The organism is Leeia sp. (assembly GCF_041909055.1).
GTDB classification, from domain to species: Bacteria; Pseudomonadota; Gammaproteobacteria; order Burkholderiales; family Leeiaceae; genus Leeia; species Leeia aquatica.
Map to the genome: position 1 here is coordinate 306,084 of NZ_JAYREC010000002.1, position 17,248 is coordinate 323,331.

General features: G+C 61.4%; 20 protein-coding genes. 10 read left to right on the forward strand and 10 right to left on the reverse strand.

Annotated elements, in window-relative coordinates:
- The first annotated feature begins 9 nt into the window (after positions 1–9).
- The 5 genes from ACE3O2_RS07235 (at position 10) to ACE3O2_RS07255 (ending at position 4,336) form a co-directional block, all read left to right on the forward strand.
- Complete coding sequence (locus ACE3O2_RS07235; protein ID WP_374336109.1) at positions 10–2,094, forward strand: molybdopterin-dependent oxidoreductase; 2,085 nt, start codon at positions 10–12, stop codon at positions 2,092–2,094.
- Positions 2,095–2,141: 47 nt separating this feature from the next.
- Entirely contained in the window at positions 2,142–2,513 is a 372-nt protein-coding gene (locus ACE3O2_RS07240; protein WP_374336111.1) for a DUF4087 domain-containing protein, read from the forward strand.
- Between the two features lie 5 nt (positions 2,514–2,518).
- Complete coding sequence (locus ACE3O2_RS07245) at positions 2,519–3,319, forward strand: AraC family transcriptional regulator (protein WP_374336113.1); 801 nt, start codon at positions 2,519–2,521, stop codon at positions 3,317–3,319.
- A gap of 12 nt (positions 3,320–3,331) precedes the next feature.
- Positions 3,332–3,634: an antibiotic biosynthesis monooxygenase gene (locus ACE3O2_RS07250; RefSeq protein ID WP_374336116.1), complete on the forward strand. Its 303-nt coding sequence runs from the start codon at positions 3,332–3,334 to the stop codon at positions 3,632–3,634.
- Positions 3,635–3,715: 81 nt separating this feature from the next.
- On the forward strand, positions 3,716–4,336 hold the full coding sequence (locus ACE3O2_RS07255) for a LysE family translocator (RefSeq protein WP_374336118.1): 621 nt from the start codon (positions 3,716–3,718) through the stop codon (positions 4,334–4,336).
- A gap of 21 nt (positions 4,337–4,357) precedes the next feature.
- Here the strand turns inward: ACE3O2_RS07255 and ACE3O2_RS07260 are convergent, their stop codons facing one another.
- The 10 genes from ACE3O2_RS07260 to ACE3O2_RS07305 are packed head-to-tail and all read right to left on the reverse strand — an operon-like array spanning position 4,358 to position 12,678.
- Positions 4,358–5,512 (reverse strand): PAS domain-containing sensor histidine kinase, encoded by a 1,155-nt coding sequence (locus ACE3O2_RS07260; protein ID WP_374336120.1) that lies wholly within the window; start codon positions 5,510–5,512, stop codon positions 4,358–4,360.
- A gap of 4 nt (positions 5,513–5,516) precedes the next feature.
- Positions 5,517–6,731 (reverse strand): 23S rRNA pseudouridine(2605) synthase RluB, encoded by a 1,215-nt coding sequence (rluB, locus tag ACE3O2_RS07265; RefSeq protein ID WP_374336122.1) that lies wholly within the window; start codon positions 6,729–6,731, stop codon positions 5,517–5,519.
- Positions 6,724–7,275, reverse strand: coding sequence for an SMC-Scp complex subunit ScpB (scpB, locus tag ACE3O2_RS07270; protein ID WP_374336124.1), 552 nt, complete (start codon positions 7,273–7,275; stop codon positions 6,724–6,726). The genes rluB and scpB overlap by 8 nt, the downstream gene beginning before the upstream one ends.
- 10 nt (positions 7,276–7,285) lie before the next feature.
- The gene (locus ACE3O2_RS07275) at positions 7,286–8,086 is read right to left on the reverse strand and encodes a ScpA family protein (protein ID WP_374336126.1); all 801 of its coding nucleotides are present in this window, start codon (positions 8,084–8,086) and stop codon (positions 7,286–7,288) included.
- Between the two features lie 9 nt (positions 8,087–8,095).
- Complete coding sequence (locus ACE3O2_RS07280; protein ID WP_374336128.1) at positions 8,096–9,298, reverse strand: tryptophan--tRNA ligase; 1,203 nt, start codon at positions 9,296–9,298, stop codon at positions 8,096–8,098.
- Positions 9,299–9,341: 43 nt separating this feature from the next.
- On the reverse strand, positions 9,342–9,971 hold the full coding sequence (locus ACE3O2_RS07285) for a site-2 protease family protein (protein WP_168875561.1): 630 nt from the start codon (positions 9,969–9,971) through the stop codon (positions 9,342–9,344).
- A gap of 3 nt (positions 9,972–9,974) precedes the next feature.
- Positions 9,975–10,604, reverse strand: coding sequence for an L-threonylcarbamoyladenylate synthase (locus tag ACE3O2_RS07290; protein WP_374336131.1), 630 nt, complete (start codon positions 10,602–10,604; stop codon positions 9,975–9,977).
- 18 nt (positions 10,605–10,622) lie between these two features.
- Positions 10,623–11,489 carry a 3',5'-nucleoside bisphosphate phosphatase gene (locus tag ACE3O2_RS07295; RefSeq protein WP_374336134.1) on the reverse strand — a complete coding sequence of 289 codons (867 nt, stop codon included), beginning with the start codon at positions 11,487–11,489 and terminating at the stop codon, positions 10,623–10,625.
- Positions 11,489–12,052: a cob(I)yrinic acid a,c-diamide adenosyltransferase gene (locus tag ACE3O2_RS07300; protein WP_168875558.1), complete on the reverse strand. Its 564-nt coding sequence runs from the start codon at positions 12,050–12,052 to the stop codon at positions 11,489–11,491. Before ACE3O2_RS07300 ends, ACE3O2_RS07295 begins: the two co-directional genes overlap by 1 nt.
- A 56-nt stretch (positions 12,053–12,108) precedes the next feature.
- Positions 12,109–12,678, reverse strand: a complete 570-nt coding sequence (locus ACE3O2_RS07305; RefSeq protein WP_374336137.1) for a GNAT family N-acetyltransferase — start codon at positions 12,676–12,678, stop codon at positions 12,109–12,111.
- 165 nt (positions 12,679–12,843) lie between these two features.
- On the opposite strand from ACE3O2_RS07305, the gene ACE3O2_RS07310 reads away from it, so the two are divergent.
- The 5 genes from ACE3O2_RS07310 (at position 12,844) to prmB (ending at position 17,231) form a co-directional block, all read left to right on the forward strand.
- Entirely contained in the window at positions 12,844–14,019 is a 1,176-nt protein-coding gene (locus ACE3O2_RS07310) for a PilT/PilU family type 4a pilus ATPase (RefSeq protein ID WP_374336139.1), read from the forward strand.
- A 102-nt stretch (positions 14,020–14,121) separates the two neighbouring features.
- A complete protein-coding gene (locus ACE3O2_RS07315) occupies positions 14,122–14,466 on the forward strand; it encodes an ArsC family reductase (protein WP_168875555.1) in 345 nt (114 codons plus the stop codon).
- A gap of 31 nt (positions 14,467–14,497) precedes the next feature.
- Entirely contained in the window at positions 14,498–15,625 is a 1,128-nt protein-coding gene (dapE, locus tag ACE3O2_RS07320; RefSeq protein WP_374336142.1) for a succinyl-diaminopimelate desuccinylase, read from the forward strand.
- A gap of 8 nt (positions 15,626–15,633) precedes the next feature.
- Complete coding sequence (locus tag ACE3O2_RS07325) at positions 15,634–16,293, forward strand: MarC family protein (RefSeq protein WP_374336144.1); 660 nt, start codon at positions 15,634–15,636, stop codon at positions 16,291–16,293.
- A gap of 32 nt (positions 16,294–16,325) precedes the next feature.
- Complete coding sequence (prmB, locus tag ACE3O2_RS07330; protein WP_374336680.1) at positions 16,326–17,231, forward strand: 50S ribosomal protein L3 N(5)-glutamine methyltransferase; 906 nt, start codon at positions 16,326–16,328, stop codon at positions 17,229–17,231.
- Positions 17,232–17,248: the final 17 nt, after the last annotated feature.

Here is a 17,248-nt window from a genome sequence, read left to right on the forward strand (position 1 = left end):
AGTTGCCGCATGAGCCAGACCATTGTCCAAGCCGCCTGCCCGCATGATTGCCCCGATACCTGTGCCATGCGCATTACGGTGGAAGAAGGCAAGGTGGTGCGAGTGGCGGGCGACCCAGACCATCCACCGACCCAGGGTGCACTGTGTACCAAGGTATCGCGCTACGCCGAGCGCCTGTACCACCCGGATCGCCTGCTCTACCCGATGAAGCGGGTGGGGAGCAAAGGGGAAGGGCGCTTCGAGCGGATCAGCTGGGACGAGGCACTGACCACCATCTCCCAACGCCTGCTGGCGATTGCGGCGGATAACCCGCAGCGCATTCTACCCTACAGCTACGCCGGCACCATGGGGCTGGTGCAGGGTAACAGCATGTCCGCCCGCTTCTTTCACAAGCTGGGTGCCTCCCAGCTGGACCGCACCATCTGTGCCTCCGCAGGCGCTGCGGGCCTCAAGCATACCTACGGGGCCAGTGTCGGCATGGACATGAGCTTTGTGCAGGAGGCACGGCTGATTTGGCTGTGGGGCACCAACTCCATCACGTCCAACCTGCATTACTGGACGCGGGTGCAAGAAGCCAAGCGGCGCGGCGCACGGGTGGTGGCGATTGATCCCTACCGGACGCTGACGGCTGACAAATGTGACGAGCACGTCGCCTTGCTGCCTGGTACCGATGCTGCACTGGCGCTGGGCATCATGCATGTGCTGATCCGCGAAGACCTGCTGGACCATGACTATATCCGGCAGTACACCGAGGGCTTTGAGGCCTTGCGTGAGCGGGCTCTGGACTACCCGCCGGCGCGGGTGGCCGCACTGTGTGGCATCCCGCAGGCGCAAGTGGAGCGGCTGGCGCGGGAGTATGGTGAGCTTGCAGTGCGGCAGCAGCAGCCGGTGGCCATTCGCCTCAACTATGGCATGCAGCGTACCCGGGGCGGTGGACAGGCCACCCGTGCCGTAGCCTGTCTACCCAGTTTGGTCGGGGCATGGCGGCAGCGGGCCGGGGGCTTGCTGATGTCCACCTCGGGGTTTTTCCCGATCGACAACGCCGCCCTGCAACGCCCGGACCTGATGCCGGATCCGCAACCACGCACCATCAATATGAGCACCATCGGTGATGCCTTGACCCATCCGGGCGGTGGCGACTTTGGTCCCCGGGTGGACGCGGTGGTGGTCTACAACAGCAACCCGGTGGCGGTGGCGCCGGAGTCCGGCAAGGTGGTGGCTGGCTTCGCCCGGGAAGACCTGTTTACCGTGGTGCTGGAGCACTTCCAGACCGACACCGCGGATTACGCCGACATCCTGCTGCCCGCCACCATGCAGATGGAGCATGTTGACCTGCACAAGTCTTACGGGCACAGCTGGCTGCTGGCCAATCTGCCCGCAGTCACGCCGCCGGGTGAAGCCCGCAGCAATAGCGACATCTTCCGCCAGCTGGCGCAGTACTGCGGCTGGCAGGATGCCTGTTTTCAGGACGACGATGATGCCCTGGCAGCCCAGGCCCTACAGCCGCACGCCTGGACCGAGGGTATCCAGTGGTCCAGCCTGCGCGCGCAAGGCTGGCAAAAGCTCAACCTGCCCGATGCACCCTTTGCACAGGGCGGGTTTCCTACCCGCAGCGGCAAGTGCCAGTTCTACGCGGAAGCGCTGGCTGCCGAAGGGCTGGACCCGCTGCCCGGTTTTGAGCCACCGCACGAATCCCCGCAGCGTACGCCGGAGCTGGCTGCACGTTACCCCTTGCAGATGATCTCCCCCCCCTCACGCCACTTCCTCAACACCACCTTTGCTAACCAGCCGGGGCTATGGCCAAAGCGGGGTGAGCCTAGCGTGGAAATGCACCCGGACGATGCCACCGCCCGCGCATTGCAGCATGAGCAATGGGTGGAAGTGGTCAACGACCGGGGCTGTCTGCAATTGCGGCTGGAAGTGAGCGAGCGGGCGCGGCCCGGCGTGGTGGTGATTCCGTCCATCTGGTGGCGCAAGCATGCCAAGGATGGCAAGAATGCCAACGAACTCACCAGCCAGGCCCTGACCGACCTGGGAGCGGCCCCCACCTTCTATGACTGTCTGGTCGAGGTTCGCGCGGCAGCAGTGGAGTGAAGAAGCGCCGATGCAGGATGACTGTTGGGTGATCAGGAGATCTGGGTATGCCGGGTAAGAAAGTATGGGTGTTGACGATGCTGCTGGGCATGCTCACAGTGACGGCGTCAGCCGCCGGTCAAGCTGTATTGCGTTGCGGCTGGTTTGATAACCCGACGCCAAACAATGCTTGGCTGATCGACCGCGATGGCGAGTGGACGATCAGCGAGCAGGGCGGTCATCAGGCCGAGGGGGACTGGCCGTCCCTCAATGGCCAGCAATGGGTGGCGACCAACGGTAGCCATGGACATGGCTGCGCCTGCATGCGCGTGATCGCCATCCCCGGCAGCCATGATATTGCACGCATTCTCAGCACCCAGGCCAAGCCCCTGCAGCAGTGCCGCAAAGACCCGGCGCTACGGGGCAAGGAACCGCTTTGACGGCCATGGAATCCGTCCGTTTCTGGCGAGACCCCTTGCTGCCCTGTTATGAGCTGCGCCAAGCCATCAATAGCCGGGCTTGCTATCGCGCGCACTCGCATCCGGTATTGTCGATAGGCAAAGTGGATGCCGGGCAATCCCGGCTGCGGGTCAAGGGGCAGCGGGAGATTGCACTTAGCGCAGGTGATGTGGTGGTGATCCCGGCCTACCTGCTGCATTCGTGCAACCCCAGGCCAGACCAATTCTGGGGTTACCGCATGTTGTATCTGGATGTGCCCGCCTTGCTGGCCGTCGCCGGGCCGGTATCGCTTGAGCAGGCTGAGCTGCCCTTCTCGGTGTGGCAGCCTCATGACCGTCCAGGCCTGGCCGCTCGGGCGGATGAAGCTTTCGACCAACTCAGCACGGTGACCACGGCAGCACAGAAACAGGCAACCTTGCTTGCACTGCTGGCACAACTGCCGCATGCGCCATCCGAGCGGGCGACGATCCCGCTCTGGCTGCAAACACTCAATCTGACGCTACAGTCCGCCATGCCACAAGGGCTGAGCCTGGCGCAATTGGCTGCGCTGAGCGGCAAAAGTCGCAGCAGTCTGCTGGCCGCCTATGGGCAACATTACGGCTCCACACCGCACCAGGCCATCATCGACCTGCGTCTGAATCAGGCCAAGCAGCTGCTGGCGCAGCAGCAGGCGGTGGTATCGGTGGCACTGGAAACGGGGTTTACCGATCAAAGCCATTTCAGCAACGCCTTCAAGGGGCGGGTCGCCGTCACCCCGCAGCAGTACACGCGGCAGCTGCAGCGCTAGACAAGGAACACCATGATTCTGGAAGTCGCCATCCTCAACGTCATTCCCAGTCAAGAGACGGCATTTGAACAAGCCTTTGCCCAAGCCTCCACCCTGATCGCCAGCATGCCCGGCTATCGGCACCACCAGTTGCAGCGGTGCATGGAGCAGCCTTCGCAATACATTTTGCTGGTGGGTTGGGATACGCTGGAAGATCATACGATCGGTTTTCGTGGTTCGCCCCAGTACCAGCAGTGGCGAGTCTTGCTGCATCACTTCTACGACCCGTTTCCGACTGTCGAGCATTACCAGCAGGTCTATGCCAACGCGCCCTGAGCAGGCGACTGCGCCGGACTTTTTTGCAAGAATCATCAGCCTGCCCTTTCTATCATCAGGCTTTCTTGCAAGGAGGTCTGTATGGAATGGCAATTGTTTTTGCTGGCAGTGGGGACGCATTTTCTGGCCTTGCTCAGCCCGGGGCCAGATTTCTTCCTGCTGCTGAACACGGCGACGAGTCGGGGTGTCCGTGCCGGGTTATGGACCACGCTCGGCATCACGCTCGCCAATGCGATGTATGTCGCGATGGCGGCGTTGGGTGTTCGTGGGCTGGAGAGCCACACGGTGGCCTATGTGCTGTTGTACTGGGGTGGGGTGGTATACCTGCTATGGCTGTCACATGCTTTCCTGACCGCTGGCTTGCAGCCGGTGGTGGTGGGGGTGAAGGGGGTGATGTCTGGCGGGGAACGCCGCGCCTTTCTGCTGGGTTTCAGCTCCGGCATGCTCAACCCGAAGAATGGCCTGTTCTATGCCGCACTGTTCGCGGCCCTGGACACCCATCATGCCAGTGATGCGGTGCAGCTGACGGCAGCCATCTGGATGCCCAGCCTGGTGCTGGCCTGGGATGCCTGCGTGGTCTGGTTGTTTACCCGGCCAAGGGTGGTGGCACGTTTCAACCGCTATCAGGCAGTGCTGCACAAGTTGTCAGCGGTGGTGATTCTGGGCATGGCACTGGCCATGGCGTATGGCTTCTGGGCATAGGTATATTGCGCGATTGCGAGACTAGGCTCGCAGTGGCAATACGACTTCGAAGCGGCAGCCCTGATTCGGTGTGCTGTGCAGGCTGACGGCGCCGCCGTGGTCTTCTGCCACCCGTTTGACAATCGCCAGCCCAAGGCCGGTACCTTCGTTGCGGGTGGTAAAAAAGGGTTCAAAGACTCGGGACTGCTGCTCAGGCGGGATGCCGGGGCCGTCGTCGCTGATGTGCAGGTACAACCAGCCATTGAGTAACCTGACTTCCAGGGTGACGGTGCGTTGCGCAAAGCTGACCGCGTTTTCCAGCAGGTTGATGACCGCACCTTGCAAGGCGGTGCGGCTGCCGGTCAGTGGTATCGGCGGCAGGGCTGCCGGGCTATTGAGCTGGCATTGGCGTGCCTGGGCATGAGGCAGCACGGTGGCGAGGGCATCCTGCAGCACAGGGCCAGCATCAAAGGCTTCCTGCTCGTGGTTACTGCCGCGCACAAACAGCAGCATGTCGGCAATCAGGCCTTCCAGATCGTGCAGGCGGGCGGTGGTCTTCTCAGTAAACTTCTGCCGCTGCGCATCCGGCAGTCGCGGATTACCCAGATGGCTCACATAGAGCAGGGCGGTGGCCAGCGGGGTACGCAGCTGGTGGGCCAAGCCTGCTGCCATCTCACCCATCGCGGCGAGCTTCTTGTGCTGCTCCAGTTGCTGTTGCAGCAGGTAGTGGCCGGTCAGGTCGGTGACCAGCAGTATTTGCCCTTCACCATTCGCGCCAGCAGTGGTCTGAATGGCGAGGCGGGCGCGGTGCTGCCCCAGCCCATCCAGCAATTCCCATTCTTCGGGAGAGAGGGTGGGGCGCAGGAGCTTGACCGCCACATCCAGCCAGCGCTGGCTGGGCAGGTTCGGCCCGAACCATTGCTCGGCCGCCCAGTTGGCCGCGGTAATCACGCCCTCGGCATCCAGCTCCAGTACCCCGGCAGGCAGCGCTGCCAGCAGCGAGGAGACGCGGCGTGCCAGTGCATCCTTTTCCGACAGCTGTTGCTGCAAGGCCTGGTTGCTGGCCGCCAGTTCTTCACTCAGGTGGCTGACCTGCTGCTGCAAGGTTTCAAACTGCTGGGTCAGCTGTACCGACGTCGCATTGAAGAGCGCGAACGCCTGCTGCAGCTCGGCTGGGGTCAGCGCCGGCTGATCCATGGGCTCAGTCGACCAGCTTGGCCCAGCGCATGATGGCCAGCACCTGGTCGTCGTCCAGTTCGGCCCAAGTACCGCGCTTCAGGCGGGGGGGCAGGCCCAGCGGGCCAAAGCGCACCCGCATCAGGCGGCTGACCGTCAGACCGAAATGCTCGAACATGCGGCGCACTTCCCGATTACGGCCTTCCTTGAGAATCACCTTGTACCAGTGGTTCAGTCCTTCGCCCCCCTGATCCACCAGTACATCAAACCGGGCTGGGCCGTCTTCCAGCTGTACGCCGGTGGCCAGCGCCTTTTTCTGCTCGTCGGTGAGCTCACCAAACACCCGTACCGCATACTCGCGCTCGACTTCAAAGCGCGGGTGGGTGAGGCGGTTGGCCAGATCGCCCGAGGTGGTAAACAGCAGCAGACCGCTGGTGTTGTAGTCCAGTCGCCCGACCACGGTCCAGAAACTGCCCTGTACTCGTGGCAGACGCGAGAACACCGTCACGCGGCCTTCAGGGTCGTCGCGGGTGACCAGCTCACCTTCCTGCTTGTGGTACATCAGGATACGCGGCAAGCGGTTTTGTGCCCGCAGGCGAACCGCTTTGCCATCCACCCGTACCATGTCTTCCGGCGTGACCCGGGTGCCTGGCGTGGCGGGCTGCCCGTTGACGGTCACCCGACCGGCTTCGATCAAGGCGTCCATGTCCCGGCGCGAGCCAAGGCCCGCCTGGGCCAGTGCTTTTTGCAAGCGTACCGGTTCCTGGTCCAGCTGCACTTTCTGCTTGGGCTGTTGCAGGTCTTTCTCACTGCGCCGCACCAGGGTGACCCGGCGTGCCTTGTCCGGGGTGCTGCTCTTGCTGCTGCCGGTGCGCAATTGGGCAGGGGCGCGCTTGCCAATGATCTCGATGTCGGCACTGCGTGGCGGACGGCGACCGCCCCGCTTGAGGGCCGGTGCATCGCCTACCTCCACCACCGCCGGTTTGCGTGGACGATTGCCCTCTTCCTCGGTGGTGGCGGGGCGTGGTGCAGGCTGGCTGCGGCGATCACTGCGCTGGCCGTAGCCGCCGGTCGGGGTGCCGTAGCTGGCCTTGCTGGCGGTGGCTTGGCCGCCGCGTGCGCGCGGAGTGGACGTATCGGCCGGGGCCTGACCGCTGTTGGCAGCCGGCCGACGCTGCTGACGGCTGCCAGCCTGACGGGCGGGTTGTCGGGCCGCAGCCGGACGCGAAGACTTAGACATGAGGCAAACTTTCCTGACGGGTGAGCTGCTCGAGGTCATCCAGCGGGGGAAGCTCACTCAAACTGCGTAAATTCAGATCACTCAAAAACTGTGGGGTGGTCGCCAGCAAGGCAGGCCGCCCCGGTACATCACGATGTCCAACGGTTTCAATCCAGCCGCGCGCTTGCAGCGACTGGATGATGGTGCTGGCGACCGACACCCCGCGTATCGCTTCGATATCGCCACGGGTCACCGGTTGCCGGTAGGCGATCACCGCCAGCGTCTCCAGCACCGCCCGCGAATAGCGCGGCGGCTTTTCCGGGCTCAATCGGTCCAGGTAGGGCTGGAACTCCGGTCGGGTGCGAAAGCGCCAGCCCTCGGCCAGTTGTACCAGTTCCACGCCACGACCTTGCCAGGCCTGCTGCAAATCGGTCAGCAGCCTGCGGATGATCGCCTGCTCCAGACCGTCGCCCAGCACCTGCTTCAGTTGCGCCAGCGTCAGCGGCTGTGCACTGGATAGCAGCACAGTCTCCAGAATCAGGCGGGCATGGTTGAGACTATCCATCGGTGCGGCACTATACCAGCTTAGCGTAGATTGGTTGATACGGCTCGCTTTGTGCGATCTGTACCAGGCGCTCTTTGCACAACTCCAGCAAGGCCAGAAAACTGACCACCAGATCGGCTACCCCGGCTACGGTATCAAACAGGTCCACAAACGGGGTGTACTGTTCACGCTGCAGGCGTTTGAGCAGCTCGCTCATCCGCTGCCGTACCGAGAGGCCCTCTTTCGACACCTGGTGGTGGCGGTTCAGGCGGGCTCGCCGTGCAATATACTGCCAAGCTTCCAGCAGGTCCGCCGGGTGGACATCCGGCAGCTGGATCACGGCGGTACGCTGCAGCCACACCTCCACCCACTGAAAATCCCGCTCGGCCTGCGGCAATTGGTCCAGCCGGAAGGCCGCCGCCTTGATCTGTTCATACTCCAGCAAGCGGCGTACCAGTGCCGCGCGCGGGTCTTCCTCGATGCCATCTTCCGTCAGCACGGCGGGCCGCGGTAACAGCAGGCGAGATTTGATCTCGATCAGCACTGCCGCCATCAGCAGGTATTCTGCTGCCAGCTCCAGCTGCTGTACCTTCATCGCTTCGACGTATTCCATATACTGTGCCGTGAGGCTGGCCATCGGAATGTCGAGTACGTCGACATTCTGGCGGCGAATCAGGTACAGCAACAAATCGAGCGGGCCTTCAAAGGCCTCCAGAAATACCCGCAGGGCATCCGGCGGAATGAACAGGTCTAGCGGTATGTCGTGAAACGGCTCGCCGCGCACTTGCGCCAGTGGCTCGGCCACGGGCGTCGGGAAGGCGAGCTGGTTCACGATGGACCGTCAGCTGTACAGCAGGCCCATCGCCTCGCGCACGTCACGCATGGTTTCCTGTGCTACCTTGCGTGCGCGCTCGCAACCATCGGCGATGATGTTGCGTACCAGTGTTGGGTCATCCTGGTACATTTGTGCCCGTTCCTGCATCGGCTTCTGCTCCGCCACCATGCTGTCGATCACCGGCTGCTTGCATTCGATGCAGCCAATGCCAGCACTGGTACAGCCTTGCTGCACCCAGTTCTTCACCTGATCGTCGCTGTAGACCTGATGCAGCTGCCACACCGGGCATTTCTCCGGGTTGCCGGGGTCGGTACGGCGCACGCGTGACGGATCGGTCGGCATCTGCTTGACCTTTTTCGCCACCGTCTCCGGTGTATCGCGCAGGGTGACGGTATTCTGGTAGGACTTGGACATCTTGCGGCCATCCAGCCCCGGCATCTTGGAGGCGGCGGTCAGCAGCGGTTGTGACTCCGGCAGGATCATCTTGCCGCCGCCTTCCAGGTAGCCATACAGCCGCTCACGGTCGCCCAGGCTCAGGTTTTGCGCGTCTTCCAGCAGGGCACGGCCCGCCTCCAGTGCTTCGCTATCGCCTTCTTGCTGGTAGCGGGTGCGCAGCTCGTCATACAGCTTGCCCTTCTTGCCGCCCAGTTTCTTGATGGCGGCTTCGGCTTTCTGCTGGTAATCCGGTTCCTTGCCAAACAAGTGATTGAAGCGGCGCGCAATCTCGCGGGTGAATTCCACGTGCGGCACCTGATCTTCACCCACTGGCACCATATTGCCCCGGTAGATCAGGATGTCTGCCGCCTGCAGCAGCGGGTAGCCAAGAAAGCCGTAAGTATTCAGGTCTTTCTGGCTCAGTTGCTGCTGCTGGTCCTTGTAGGTGGGCATCCGTTCCAGCCAGCCATTGGGGGTAACCATTGACAGCAGCAGGTGCAGCTCGGCGTGCTCCGGCACCCGGCTCTGGATGAACAGGGTGGCCTGGTTCGGGTCGACACCGGCCGCCAGCCAGTCAATCACCATTTCCCAGACGCTGTTTTCAATGATCTGCACATTGTCGTAATTGGTGGTCAGCGCATGCCAGTCCGCCACCATAAAGTAACAGTCGTACTCGCTCTGCAGCTTGGCCCAGTTCTTCAGCACACCATGATAGTGGCCGAGGTGCAGGGCGCCAGTGGGGCGCATGCCGGAGAGGACGCGATCAGCAAACATGAAAACAGGCTTTCTTTCGTGAAGTTCAATCGGACAGCTTGGATTACAGCACCGACAATATCAGGTCGATGACATACAGCATAGGGGCCAGTGCGATGTTCAGGGTCTTGGTGAGGATCAGGCCAATGACAATGAACATGCCGTAAGGGACAACTTTCTCCAGCATCTGATCCCATGGGCGCGGCAGCAGGCTGATCAGCATTCTGCCACCATCCAGTGGCGGGATCGGCAGCAGGTTAAGCGCCGCCAGCATGGCATTGATACTGAGCCCCATCCACGCCATTTGATGCATGGGCTGGGCCAGATCGCCCATGTCCGGTGCCAGATACTTCAGTACCAAGCCCCAGAACACCGCCATGATGATGTTGATGCCCGGTCCGGCCAGCGATACCCAGAACATGTCCCGCTTGGGATTGCGCAGATTGTTGGCGTTGACGGGCACCGGCTTGGCCCAGCCAAACAGGAAGCCCCCCGCGATCAGACACAGGATGGGCAGCAGGATGGTGCCGATCGGGTCAATATGCTTGATCGGGTTCATGGAGACCCGGCCCAGCATCCAGGCGGTTTTGTCGCCCAGCCGTAATGCCGCATAGGCGTGTGCGGCTTCATGCAGAGTGATGGCCAGCAGGATGGGCACCGCATACAGCAAAATGTCCTTGAACTGAAAATCCATGCCTTACGCCTCCAGACCCAGTGCAGCCAGGCTGCCTTTACCAGCCCGGATCAGCACTGGCTCATCGTCGGTGAGGTCGACCACCGTGGTGGGCTCCATGCCGCAGTAACCGCCGTCAATCACCAGATCCACCTGCCGCTCCAGCTGCGAGCGAATCTCATAGGGGTCAAACGGGGCTTGGTCTTCACCCGGCAGCAGCAAGGTCACCGATAGCAAGGGCTCGCCCAGCTCTTCCACCAGCGCCAGTGCGACCGGGTGATCAGGGATGCGCAGGCCAATGGTGCTTTTCTTCGGGTGCAGCAGCCGCTTGGGGACTTCTTTGGTGGCTTGCAGGATCACTGTATAGCTGCCCGGCGTAATGGCCTTGAGCCGCCGGTATTGCTGGTTATCCACCTTGGCGTAGGTGGCGATGGCGGAGAGGTCATTGCACACCAGGGTAAAGTGGTGCTTGTCATCCAGCTGGCGAATCTGGCGGATGCGCTCCAGCGCCGCCTTGTCACCCATATGGCAACCGAGCGCATAACAGGAGTCGGTCGGGTAGACGATGACACCGCCTTCCTGCACGATCTGCGCTGCCTGGCGAATCAGGCGGGGCTGCGGGTTTTCCGGGTGGATCTGAAAGAACTGTGACATGAGGGTAGCGGGTCCGTATCAGGGCAGGGTGGCCGGTACTTCGGCAGGAAGGGTGACCCCCAGCGCTTGCCAGACCGGCTTGCAATAGTCAGGGAGCGGCGGGAACTGGCCCAGATCGCCATAGTGGCCCTGTCCGTGGAAATCTGAGCCCACCGAGGCCCACAGGTCAAAAGATTCCGCCAGCCGGGCAAAACGGGCGACCAAGTCTGGCGTATGGTTGGCGGTGCCGACTTCGATGCCATCGCCGCCAAAACGGGTGAAAATCTCCACCAGTTCGTTCATGGTCTTTTTGCCCATGTCGTAACGGCCGGGATGCGCGAGGATGGCTAGCCCACCGGCTGCGTGCAGCCATTCGATGGCTTCCGGCAGGGTGGCCCACTGATGCGGCACATAGCCGGGCTTGCCGGGAGTCAGGTATTTCTTGAAGACGGCTTGCAGATTGCGGGCACGTCCTTGCTCCACCAGAAAGCGGGCAAAATGGGCGCGACCAATCATGTCCGGGTTGTCAGCAAAGCGCATGGCGCCCTCAAAGGCGCCCTCGATGCCCACTTTGGCCAGCCCGGCGGCCATCAGCTGGGCCCTTTCGGTACGGCCACTGCGAATGCGCTGCAAGCCATCGCGTAATACCACATGCTCGGGGTCGATGCCCAAGCCGACGATGTGCAGGGTGTGCTTGCCCCAGTTGACCGAGATTTCCACACCGTTGACGAGGTGAATGTCACACTGTCGGGCAGCAGTGGCGGCTTCTGCCAGGCCGCCCAGTTCATCGTGATCCGTGAGCGCCAGCACCCGTACACCGCGCGCAGCCGCTCGCTCCACCACGGCCGTGGGGCTCAGCATGCCGTCCGAGACGGTGGAGTGGCAGTGAAAGTCGTAAGGGGACATCAGGCCTTGCCTGCATCATGCCGACCCGGTTGCCACAGCACATCCGGTACCTGATGATGGCGATTGAGTACCCGCGCCAGCACAAACAGCAGGTCGGACAGGCGGTTCAGGTAACGGGCCGCGAGCGAACCAGCCATGCCTGCCTCTTCGATGGCCAGCAACTGGCGCTCGGCACGGCGGCTGACGGCACGTGCCACATGGCATTGTGCGGCTGCCTTGCTGCCACCCGGCAGGATGAATTCCTTGAGCGGAGGCAGCTCAGCATTGAAGTCCGCCAGCGCTTGATCCAGCTGCAGCAGGTGAGATTCCTGCAAGGAATGCCAGCCGGGCACCGCCAGCTCGCCACCCAGGTCAAACAGGTCGTGCTGAATGGCGGACAGCAAGTCTCGAATGCGGGGTGGCAGGTCTTCACACAGCAGCACGCCAAGCTGGCTGTTCAGCTCGTCGGTATCGCCGAGTGCAGCAATGCGCGGGTGCGTCTTGGCCACCCGGCTGCCATCGCCCAGCCCGGTGCTGCCGTCATCGCCGGTGCGGGTGGTAATGCGGGAAAGCCGATGGCCCATGGGAATGTCCAGACAGATAAAACCTGATTATACCTGATGGGACGGGCGCCGCGCTTTCAGTAGCGCTTTGCATAGCTGCAGTAGTCCACCAGGGTGCCATCCGGTGCTTTGGCAAACTCTGGATGCATACCTTCCAGCTGAAAACCCAGGCGGTCCATCAGCTTGCGGCTGGAAAGATTATTAGCTTCGATCAGGCCGTGTAGACGGCGAGCATGCAAGGTTGATGTTGCCAGCTGGATGGCCGCCTGCAGCGCTTCCCGCGCCAATCCCCTGCCATGATGGCTGCTGCGGCACCAGATGCCCAGCTCGAACTGTGGATGCTCCCAGTCCATGTTCTGCAGGCCGCAACAGCCGACACATAAACCCGAATCCCGCTCAATCATCAGCATCAGCAGCCGTTCACGCCGGATGAATTTGGCGTGGTGTTCACGGCAATACAGCTCGGAGTTGTCCAGACTGGGTTCTGCCAGGCTCCAGGGAAAGGAAGTCGGCAGGGATCGCAGCTCGGCGAGTGAGGTCTGTACGGCATCCAGATGCAGCGGTCCGTCCCCCGCCTGCGGGCAGCGCAGGGTGAGCCGCTCGGTATGGAGGCTTGTCGGGATGTTGAATAAAAGCGGGTTGGTCATGGCGGGGGCTGGCGGGTTGTGGGATGCCGCGATCATGCCATGATTTTTAGTCCAGCAAAACATGATGATTCAGTCTGGAGCGGGCTGCCCTCCACATGACGTTATACTGTGGTAAAGTCTCAGCCAATGTATAAAACCGTGCTTTAGTGCGTGTTAGGGAGCATCATGGACATTACGCCACTGCTGAAACTGATGGCTGACCGCCGTGCATCCGACCTGTTCTTTACGGCAGGCGCGGCAGCCCAGATCAAGATTGAAGGGGTGATTCATCCCGTCAATCAGCAAGTGTTCAATGGCGACCAGATCAAGCGTATCGCCTATCAGCTGATGGATTCCACCCAGATTGCCCGCTTTGAGAGCGAATGGGAGATGAATTTCGGCTACCCGGTACTGGATGTCGGTAATTTTCGGGTCAACATCTTCAAACAGCGCGGTGAAATCGGCATTGTGATCCGCTACATCCGCTCCCACGCGCCGACCATTGCCGAGCTGAACCTGCCGCCGGTACTGGAAGAGCTGATCATGGGCAAGCTGGGCCTGATCCTGGTGGTGGGCTCGACCGGCAGCGGCAAGTCCACCTCGCTCAGCGCCATGCTGGAGCACCGTAACCGCAGCAAGAGCGGCCACATTTTGACGGTGGAAGATCCAATCGAATTCGTGTTTGAACACCGCAAGTCCATCGTCAACCAGCGCGAAGTCGGTATTGATACCCAGTCCTATTCCCATGCGCTGAAAAACGCCATGCGGGAAGCGCCGGATGTGCTGATGATTGGTGAAATCCGCGACCGGGAGGCGATGCAGCACGCGCTGACCTATGCCCAGGCGGGGCATTTGATCCTCTCCACCCTGCATGCCAACAACAGCTACCATGTGATGAACCGCATCATCAACTTCTTCCCGCACGAGGCGCGCCCCAGCTTGCTGCTGGACTTGTCGGTGTCGTTGAAGGCGGTGATTTCGCAGCGGCTGGTCAAGGGGGTGGACGGTAAATTGGTACCTGCCGTGGAAGTGCTGCTCAACTCGCAGCGCGTGGCAGAGCTGATCCGCACCGGCCAGATTGACCTGATCCGTGAAGCGATGGAAAACAGCGTGTCTGAGGGTTCGCAAACCTTTGAGCAGTCGCTGTTCATTCTTTACAAGGAAGGCCGGATCACCTTGCAGGAAGCGTTGGCCAACGCAGACAGCCCGACCAACCTGGCCTGGAAGATCAATAACGACGGCAAGGCCCATGCCAAGGTGGAAGAGGCACAGCAGATTGCGGGTGCGCCTGCTCGCCCGGTTGCAGCGCCCAAGGATGAGGGCGATGTCAGCTTTGATTTCGACCTGAAAGTGGATGAATGAGCTTTTCCGGTTGACATGAAGCCGGAGGGCGGGTTTCATTGCGGGCGGCCAGTGGCCGCCCGCTTGCCATCCTGCAACCCGGTATGATCTGGACGATATCCCATGATGCTCTACGGTATTCCCAACTGCAACACGGTCAAAAAGGCCCGCGACTGGCTGTCGGCACAAGGTCATGCGGTACCGTTCCATGATTTCAAGAAGCAGGGCGTGACGGAGGCCCTGCTGCGCGAATGGCTGCAGCAGCAGCCCTGGGAAAAGCTGGTGAACCGTGCCGGGACCACCTGGCGACAGTTGCCGGATGAAGCCAAGGCTGCCATCACGGGGGCTGAGCAGGCCATTGCCCTGATGCTGGACAAGCCCTCGGTGATCAAGCGTCCGGTTTTGGTCAAAGACGGCCGCGTGACGCTGGGGTTTGACCCGGATACCTACACCAGCCTGTTTGCCTGAGCCTTCCCTTATTTTGATCTGGAAAACCACCATGAACCCGACGCAGGCCCTGACCGAACAATTGATTGCTTGTCACTCGGTGACCCCCGTGGATGGCGGCTGTCAGGACCTGATGCTGAGCCGCCTGTTGCCGCTGGGCTTTGTAGTGGAGAAGTTGCACAGCAATGGCGTAGACAACTTCTGGGCGCGCCGTGGCACGGCTGGCCCGGTCCTGTGTTTTGCCGGGCATACGGATGTGGTGCCGACCGGCCCCTTGCATGACTGGACGACTGACCCCTTTGTGCCCACGGTACAAGAGGGCATGTTGCATGGTCGCGGCGCGGCAGACATGAAAGCCTCGCTCGCGGCGTTTGTGACCGCCATTGAGCGCTTTGTGGCGGAGTGCCCGGATCATAAGGGGTCAATTGCCCTGCTGATTACCTCGGACGAAGAGGGGGTGGCCACCGATGGCACGGTCAAGGTAGTGGACCTGCTGCAGGCGCGGGGTGAGTCGATTGACTACTGCATTGTTGGTGAGCCGACGTCGGACCGCCGTTTTGGCGACACCATCAAGAATGGTCGGCGTGGGTCGCTCTCTGGCAACCTGACCGTCAAGGGTATCCAGGGGCATATCGCCTACCCGCACCTGGCGCGTAACCCGATCCATCAGTTGGCCCCGGCGCTGGCAGAGCTGGCCGGGATGGAGTGGGATCGTGGCAACGACTATTTCCCGCCCACCAGCTGGCAGGTGTCCAACATCCACGGCGGAGCAGGGGCGACCAACATCATTCCGGGCTCGGTAAACGTGCAGTTCAATTTCCGTTTCTCCACCGAGCAAACGGCGGATGGCCTCAAACAGCGGGTGCATGCCGTGCTGGACCAGCATGGGCTGGAATACGATCTGCAATGGAACCTCTCGGGCAACCCGTTCTTTACCGCGCCAGGCGAGCTTTCCCGTGCCCTGCAGGCAGCGATTGAGACCGAAACCGGGGTGCAGGCGCAACTGTCCACCACTGGTGGTACCTCAGATGGCCGCTTCATTGCCCGTATCTGCAAACAAGTGGTGGAATTCGGGCCGATCAACGCTACCATTCATAAGGTGAATGAGTGTGTGGCGGTGGACGATTTGCCACGCCTCTCCGGGATTTATTATCAAACCTTGTGCCGTTTGCTCGGCTGAAAGCCAGCATGAACCGATTCAACCCACATGCTTATGTCTTTGTGCTCGATAGCCTGAAGACTTTTGTTGCCCTGCTGGCACTGGTCAATCCCTTTGGCGCGATTCCGTTTTTTGTCAGCCTGACCACGCAGCAAAATGAACGCGAAAAGCGCCGGACCATCAAGATTGCCGCCGTGACGGTGGCGATGGTGATCATCGTGTCGGCCTTGCTTGGGCGCAGCATTATTGCGTTCTTTGGCATCTCGGTCGCCAGCTTCCAGGTGGGAGGCGGCTTGATCATGCTGCTGATGTCGATCAGCATGCTCAATGCGCAAATGGGCGGTAGCCGGACCACGCCTGAGGAAACCTCAGAGGCTGAATTACGGCACAGTATTGCCGTGGTACCGCTGGCGATTCCCTTGCTGACCGGTCCGGGAACGATTTCGACGGTGATCGTCTATGCCCAGAAGGCAGACCACTGGTACCAGTACCTGGGCTTGATCGGCTCGGGTGTGGCCATCGGGATATTGACCTGGGTGGCCTTCAAGCTGGCTACCCCGATTACCCGTGTGGTAGGCCGTACGGGCATCAACGTGGCCACGCGCCTGATGGGCCTGATCCTGGCCGCGCTGGCGGTCGAATTTATTGCCGAAGGCTTGCTGACCCTGTTGCCGGGCCTGCGTGGCTGATTTCATCTGAAGAGTTCATCATGAGTGTTTCCCTGTTCAACGAAGCCAGGCAAAGCCTGCATACCGTGCGCGATGTCTTGCGCTTTGCCATCAGCCGCTTTCATGAAGCCGGGCTGGTGTTTGGTCATGGCTCGACCAATGCGCATGACGAAGCGGCGTATCTGATTTTGCACAGCCTGCATCTGCCGCTCGACCAGCTGGAGCCGTTTCTGGATGCCCGGCTGACGCCGGGGGAGCTGCAATCGGTGCTGCACCTGCTGTATCGTCGGGTGGATGAACGGGTGCCGGCAGCCTACCTGACCCGCGAGGCTTGGCTGGGTGAGTACCGCTTCTATGTGGATGAGCGGGTGATTGTGCCGCGCTCTTTCATCGCCGAGTTGCTGCGTGAGCAACTGGCACCGTGGGTGAATGAGCCTGAAGAGGTGGTCAGCGCGCTGGACATGTGTACGGGCTCGGGCTGCCTCGCCATCTTGCTGGCTGAGGCCTTTCCGAATGCGGAGGTTGATGCCGTTGATCTGTCGCCGGATGCGCTGGCGGTGGCGGAGCACAATGTCAGCGACTATGACCTGGGCGAGCGCATCAACCTGATGTGTTCTGACTTGTTCAGCAATCTGCCGGAAAAGCAGTACGATCTGATCATCAGCAACCCCCCCTATGTCAATGCCGAATCGGTGGCTGAGCTTCCACAGGAATACCTGCACGAGCCTGAGCTCGCCTTGGGCAGCGGGGACGACGGACTGGATGCGACGCGCAAGATCATTGCCGAAGCCAGCCGCTTTCTCATCCCCGGTGGGGTGCTGGTGGTGGAAATCGGCCATAACCGCGACGTACTGGAGGCCGATTATCCGGAGCTACCGTTCACCTGGCTGGATACCGCCAGCGGCGACCAGTTTGTCTTCCTGCTGACGCGGGAAGAGCTGGTAGAAGCGGGCTACTGAGGGGCAGCAGGTGAGGG

What these genes read in the sequence shown, in the direction of transcription:
- ACE3O2_RS07235 (WP_374336109.1), top strand. Translation starts at nt 10, where the DNA reads ATGAGCCAGACCATTGTCCAAGCCGCCTGCCCGCATGATTGCCCCGAT.
- ACE3O2_RS07240 (WP_374336111.1), top strand. Translation starts at nt 2,142, where the DNA reads ATGCCGGGTAAGAAAGTATGGGTGTTGACGATGCTGCTGGGCATGCTC.
- ACE3O2_RS07245 (WP_374336113.1), top strand. Translation starts at nt 2,519, where the DNA reads ATGGAATCCGTCCGTTTCTGGCGAGACCCCTTGCTGCCCTGTTATGAG.
- ACE3O2_RS07250 (WP_374336116.1), top strand. Translation starts at nt 3,332, where the DNA reads ATGATTCTGGAAGTCGCCATCCTCAACGTCATTCCCAGTCAAGAGACG.
- ACE3O2_RS07255 (WP_374336118.1), top strand. Translation starts at nt 3,716, where the DNA reads ATGGAATGGCAATTGTTTTTGCTGGCAGTGGGGACGCATTTTCTGGCC.
- ACE3O2_RS07260 (WP_374336120.1), bottom strand. Translation starts at nt 5,512, where the DNA reads ATGGATCAGCCGGCGCTGACCCCAGCCGAGCTGCAGCAGGCGTTCGCG.
- rluB (WP_374336122.1), bottom strand. Translation starts at nt 6,731, where the DNA reads ATGTCTAAGTCTTCGCGTCCGGCTGCGGCCCGACAACCCGCCCGTCAG.
- scpB (WP_374336124.1), bottom strand. Translation starts at nt 7,275, where the DNA reads ATGGATAGTCTCAACCATGCCCGCCTGATTCTGGAGACTGTGCTGCTA.
- ACE3O2_RS07280 (WP_374336128.1), bottom strand. Translation starts at nt 9,298, where the DNA reads ATGTTTGCTGATCGCGTCCTCTCCGGCATGCGCCCCACTGGCGCCCTG.
- ACE3O2_RS07285 (WP_168875561.1), bottom strand. Translation starts at nt 9,971, where the DNA reads ATGGATTTTCAGTTCAAGGACATTTTGCTGTATGCGGTGCCCATCCTG.
- ACE3O2_RS07290 (WP_374336131.1), bottom strand. Translation starts at nt 10,604, where the DNA reads ATGTCACAGTTCTTTCAGATCCACCCGGAAAACCCGCAGCCCCGCCTG.
- ACE3O2_RS07295 (WP_374336134.1), bottom strand. Translation starts at nt 11,489, where the DNA reads ATGTCCCCTTACGACTTTCACTGCCACTCCACCGTCTCGGACGGCATG.
- ACE3O2_RS07300 (WP_168875558.1), bottom strand. Translation starts at nt 12,052, where the DNA reads ATGGGCCATCGGCTTTCCCGCATTACCACCCGCACCGGCGATGACGGC.
- ACE3O2_RS07305 (WP_374336137.1), bottom strand. Translation starts at nt 12,678, where the DNA reads ATGACCAACCCGCTTTTATTCAACATCCCGACAAGCCTCCATACCGAG.
- ACE3O2_RS07310 (WP_374336139.1), top strand. Translation starts at nt 12,844, where the DNA reads ATGGACATTACGCCACTGCTGAAACTGATGGCTGACCGCCGTGCATCC.
- ACE3O2_RS07315 (WP_168875555.1), top strand. Translation starts at nt 14,122, where the DNA reads ATGATGCTCTACGGTATTCCCAACTGCAACACGGTCAAAAAGGCCCGC.
- dapE (WP_374336142.1), top strand. Translation starts at nt 14,498, where the DNA reads ATGAACCCGACGCAGGCCCTGACCGAACAATTGATTGCTTGTCACTCG.
- ACE3O2_RS07325 (WP_374336144.1), top strand. Translation starts at nt 15,634, where the DNA reads ATGAACCGATTCAACCCACATGCTTATGTCTTTGTGCTCGATAGCCTG.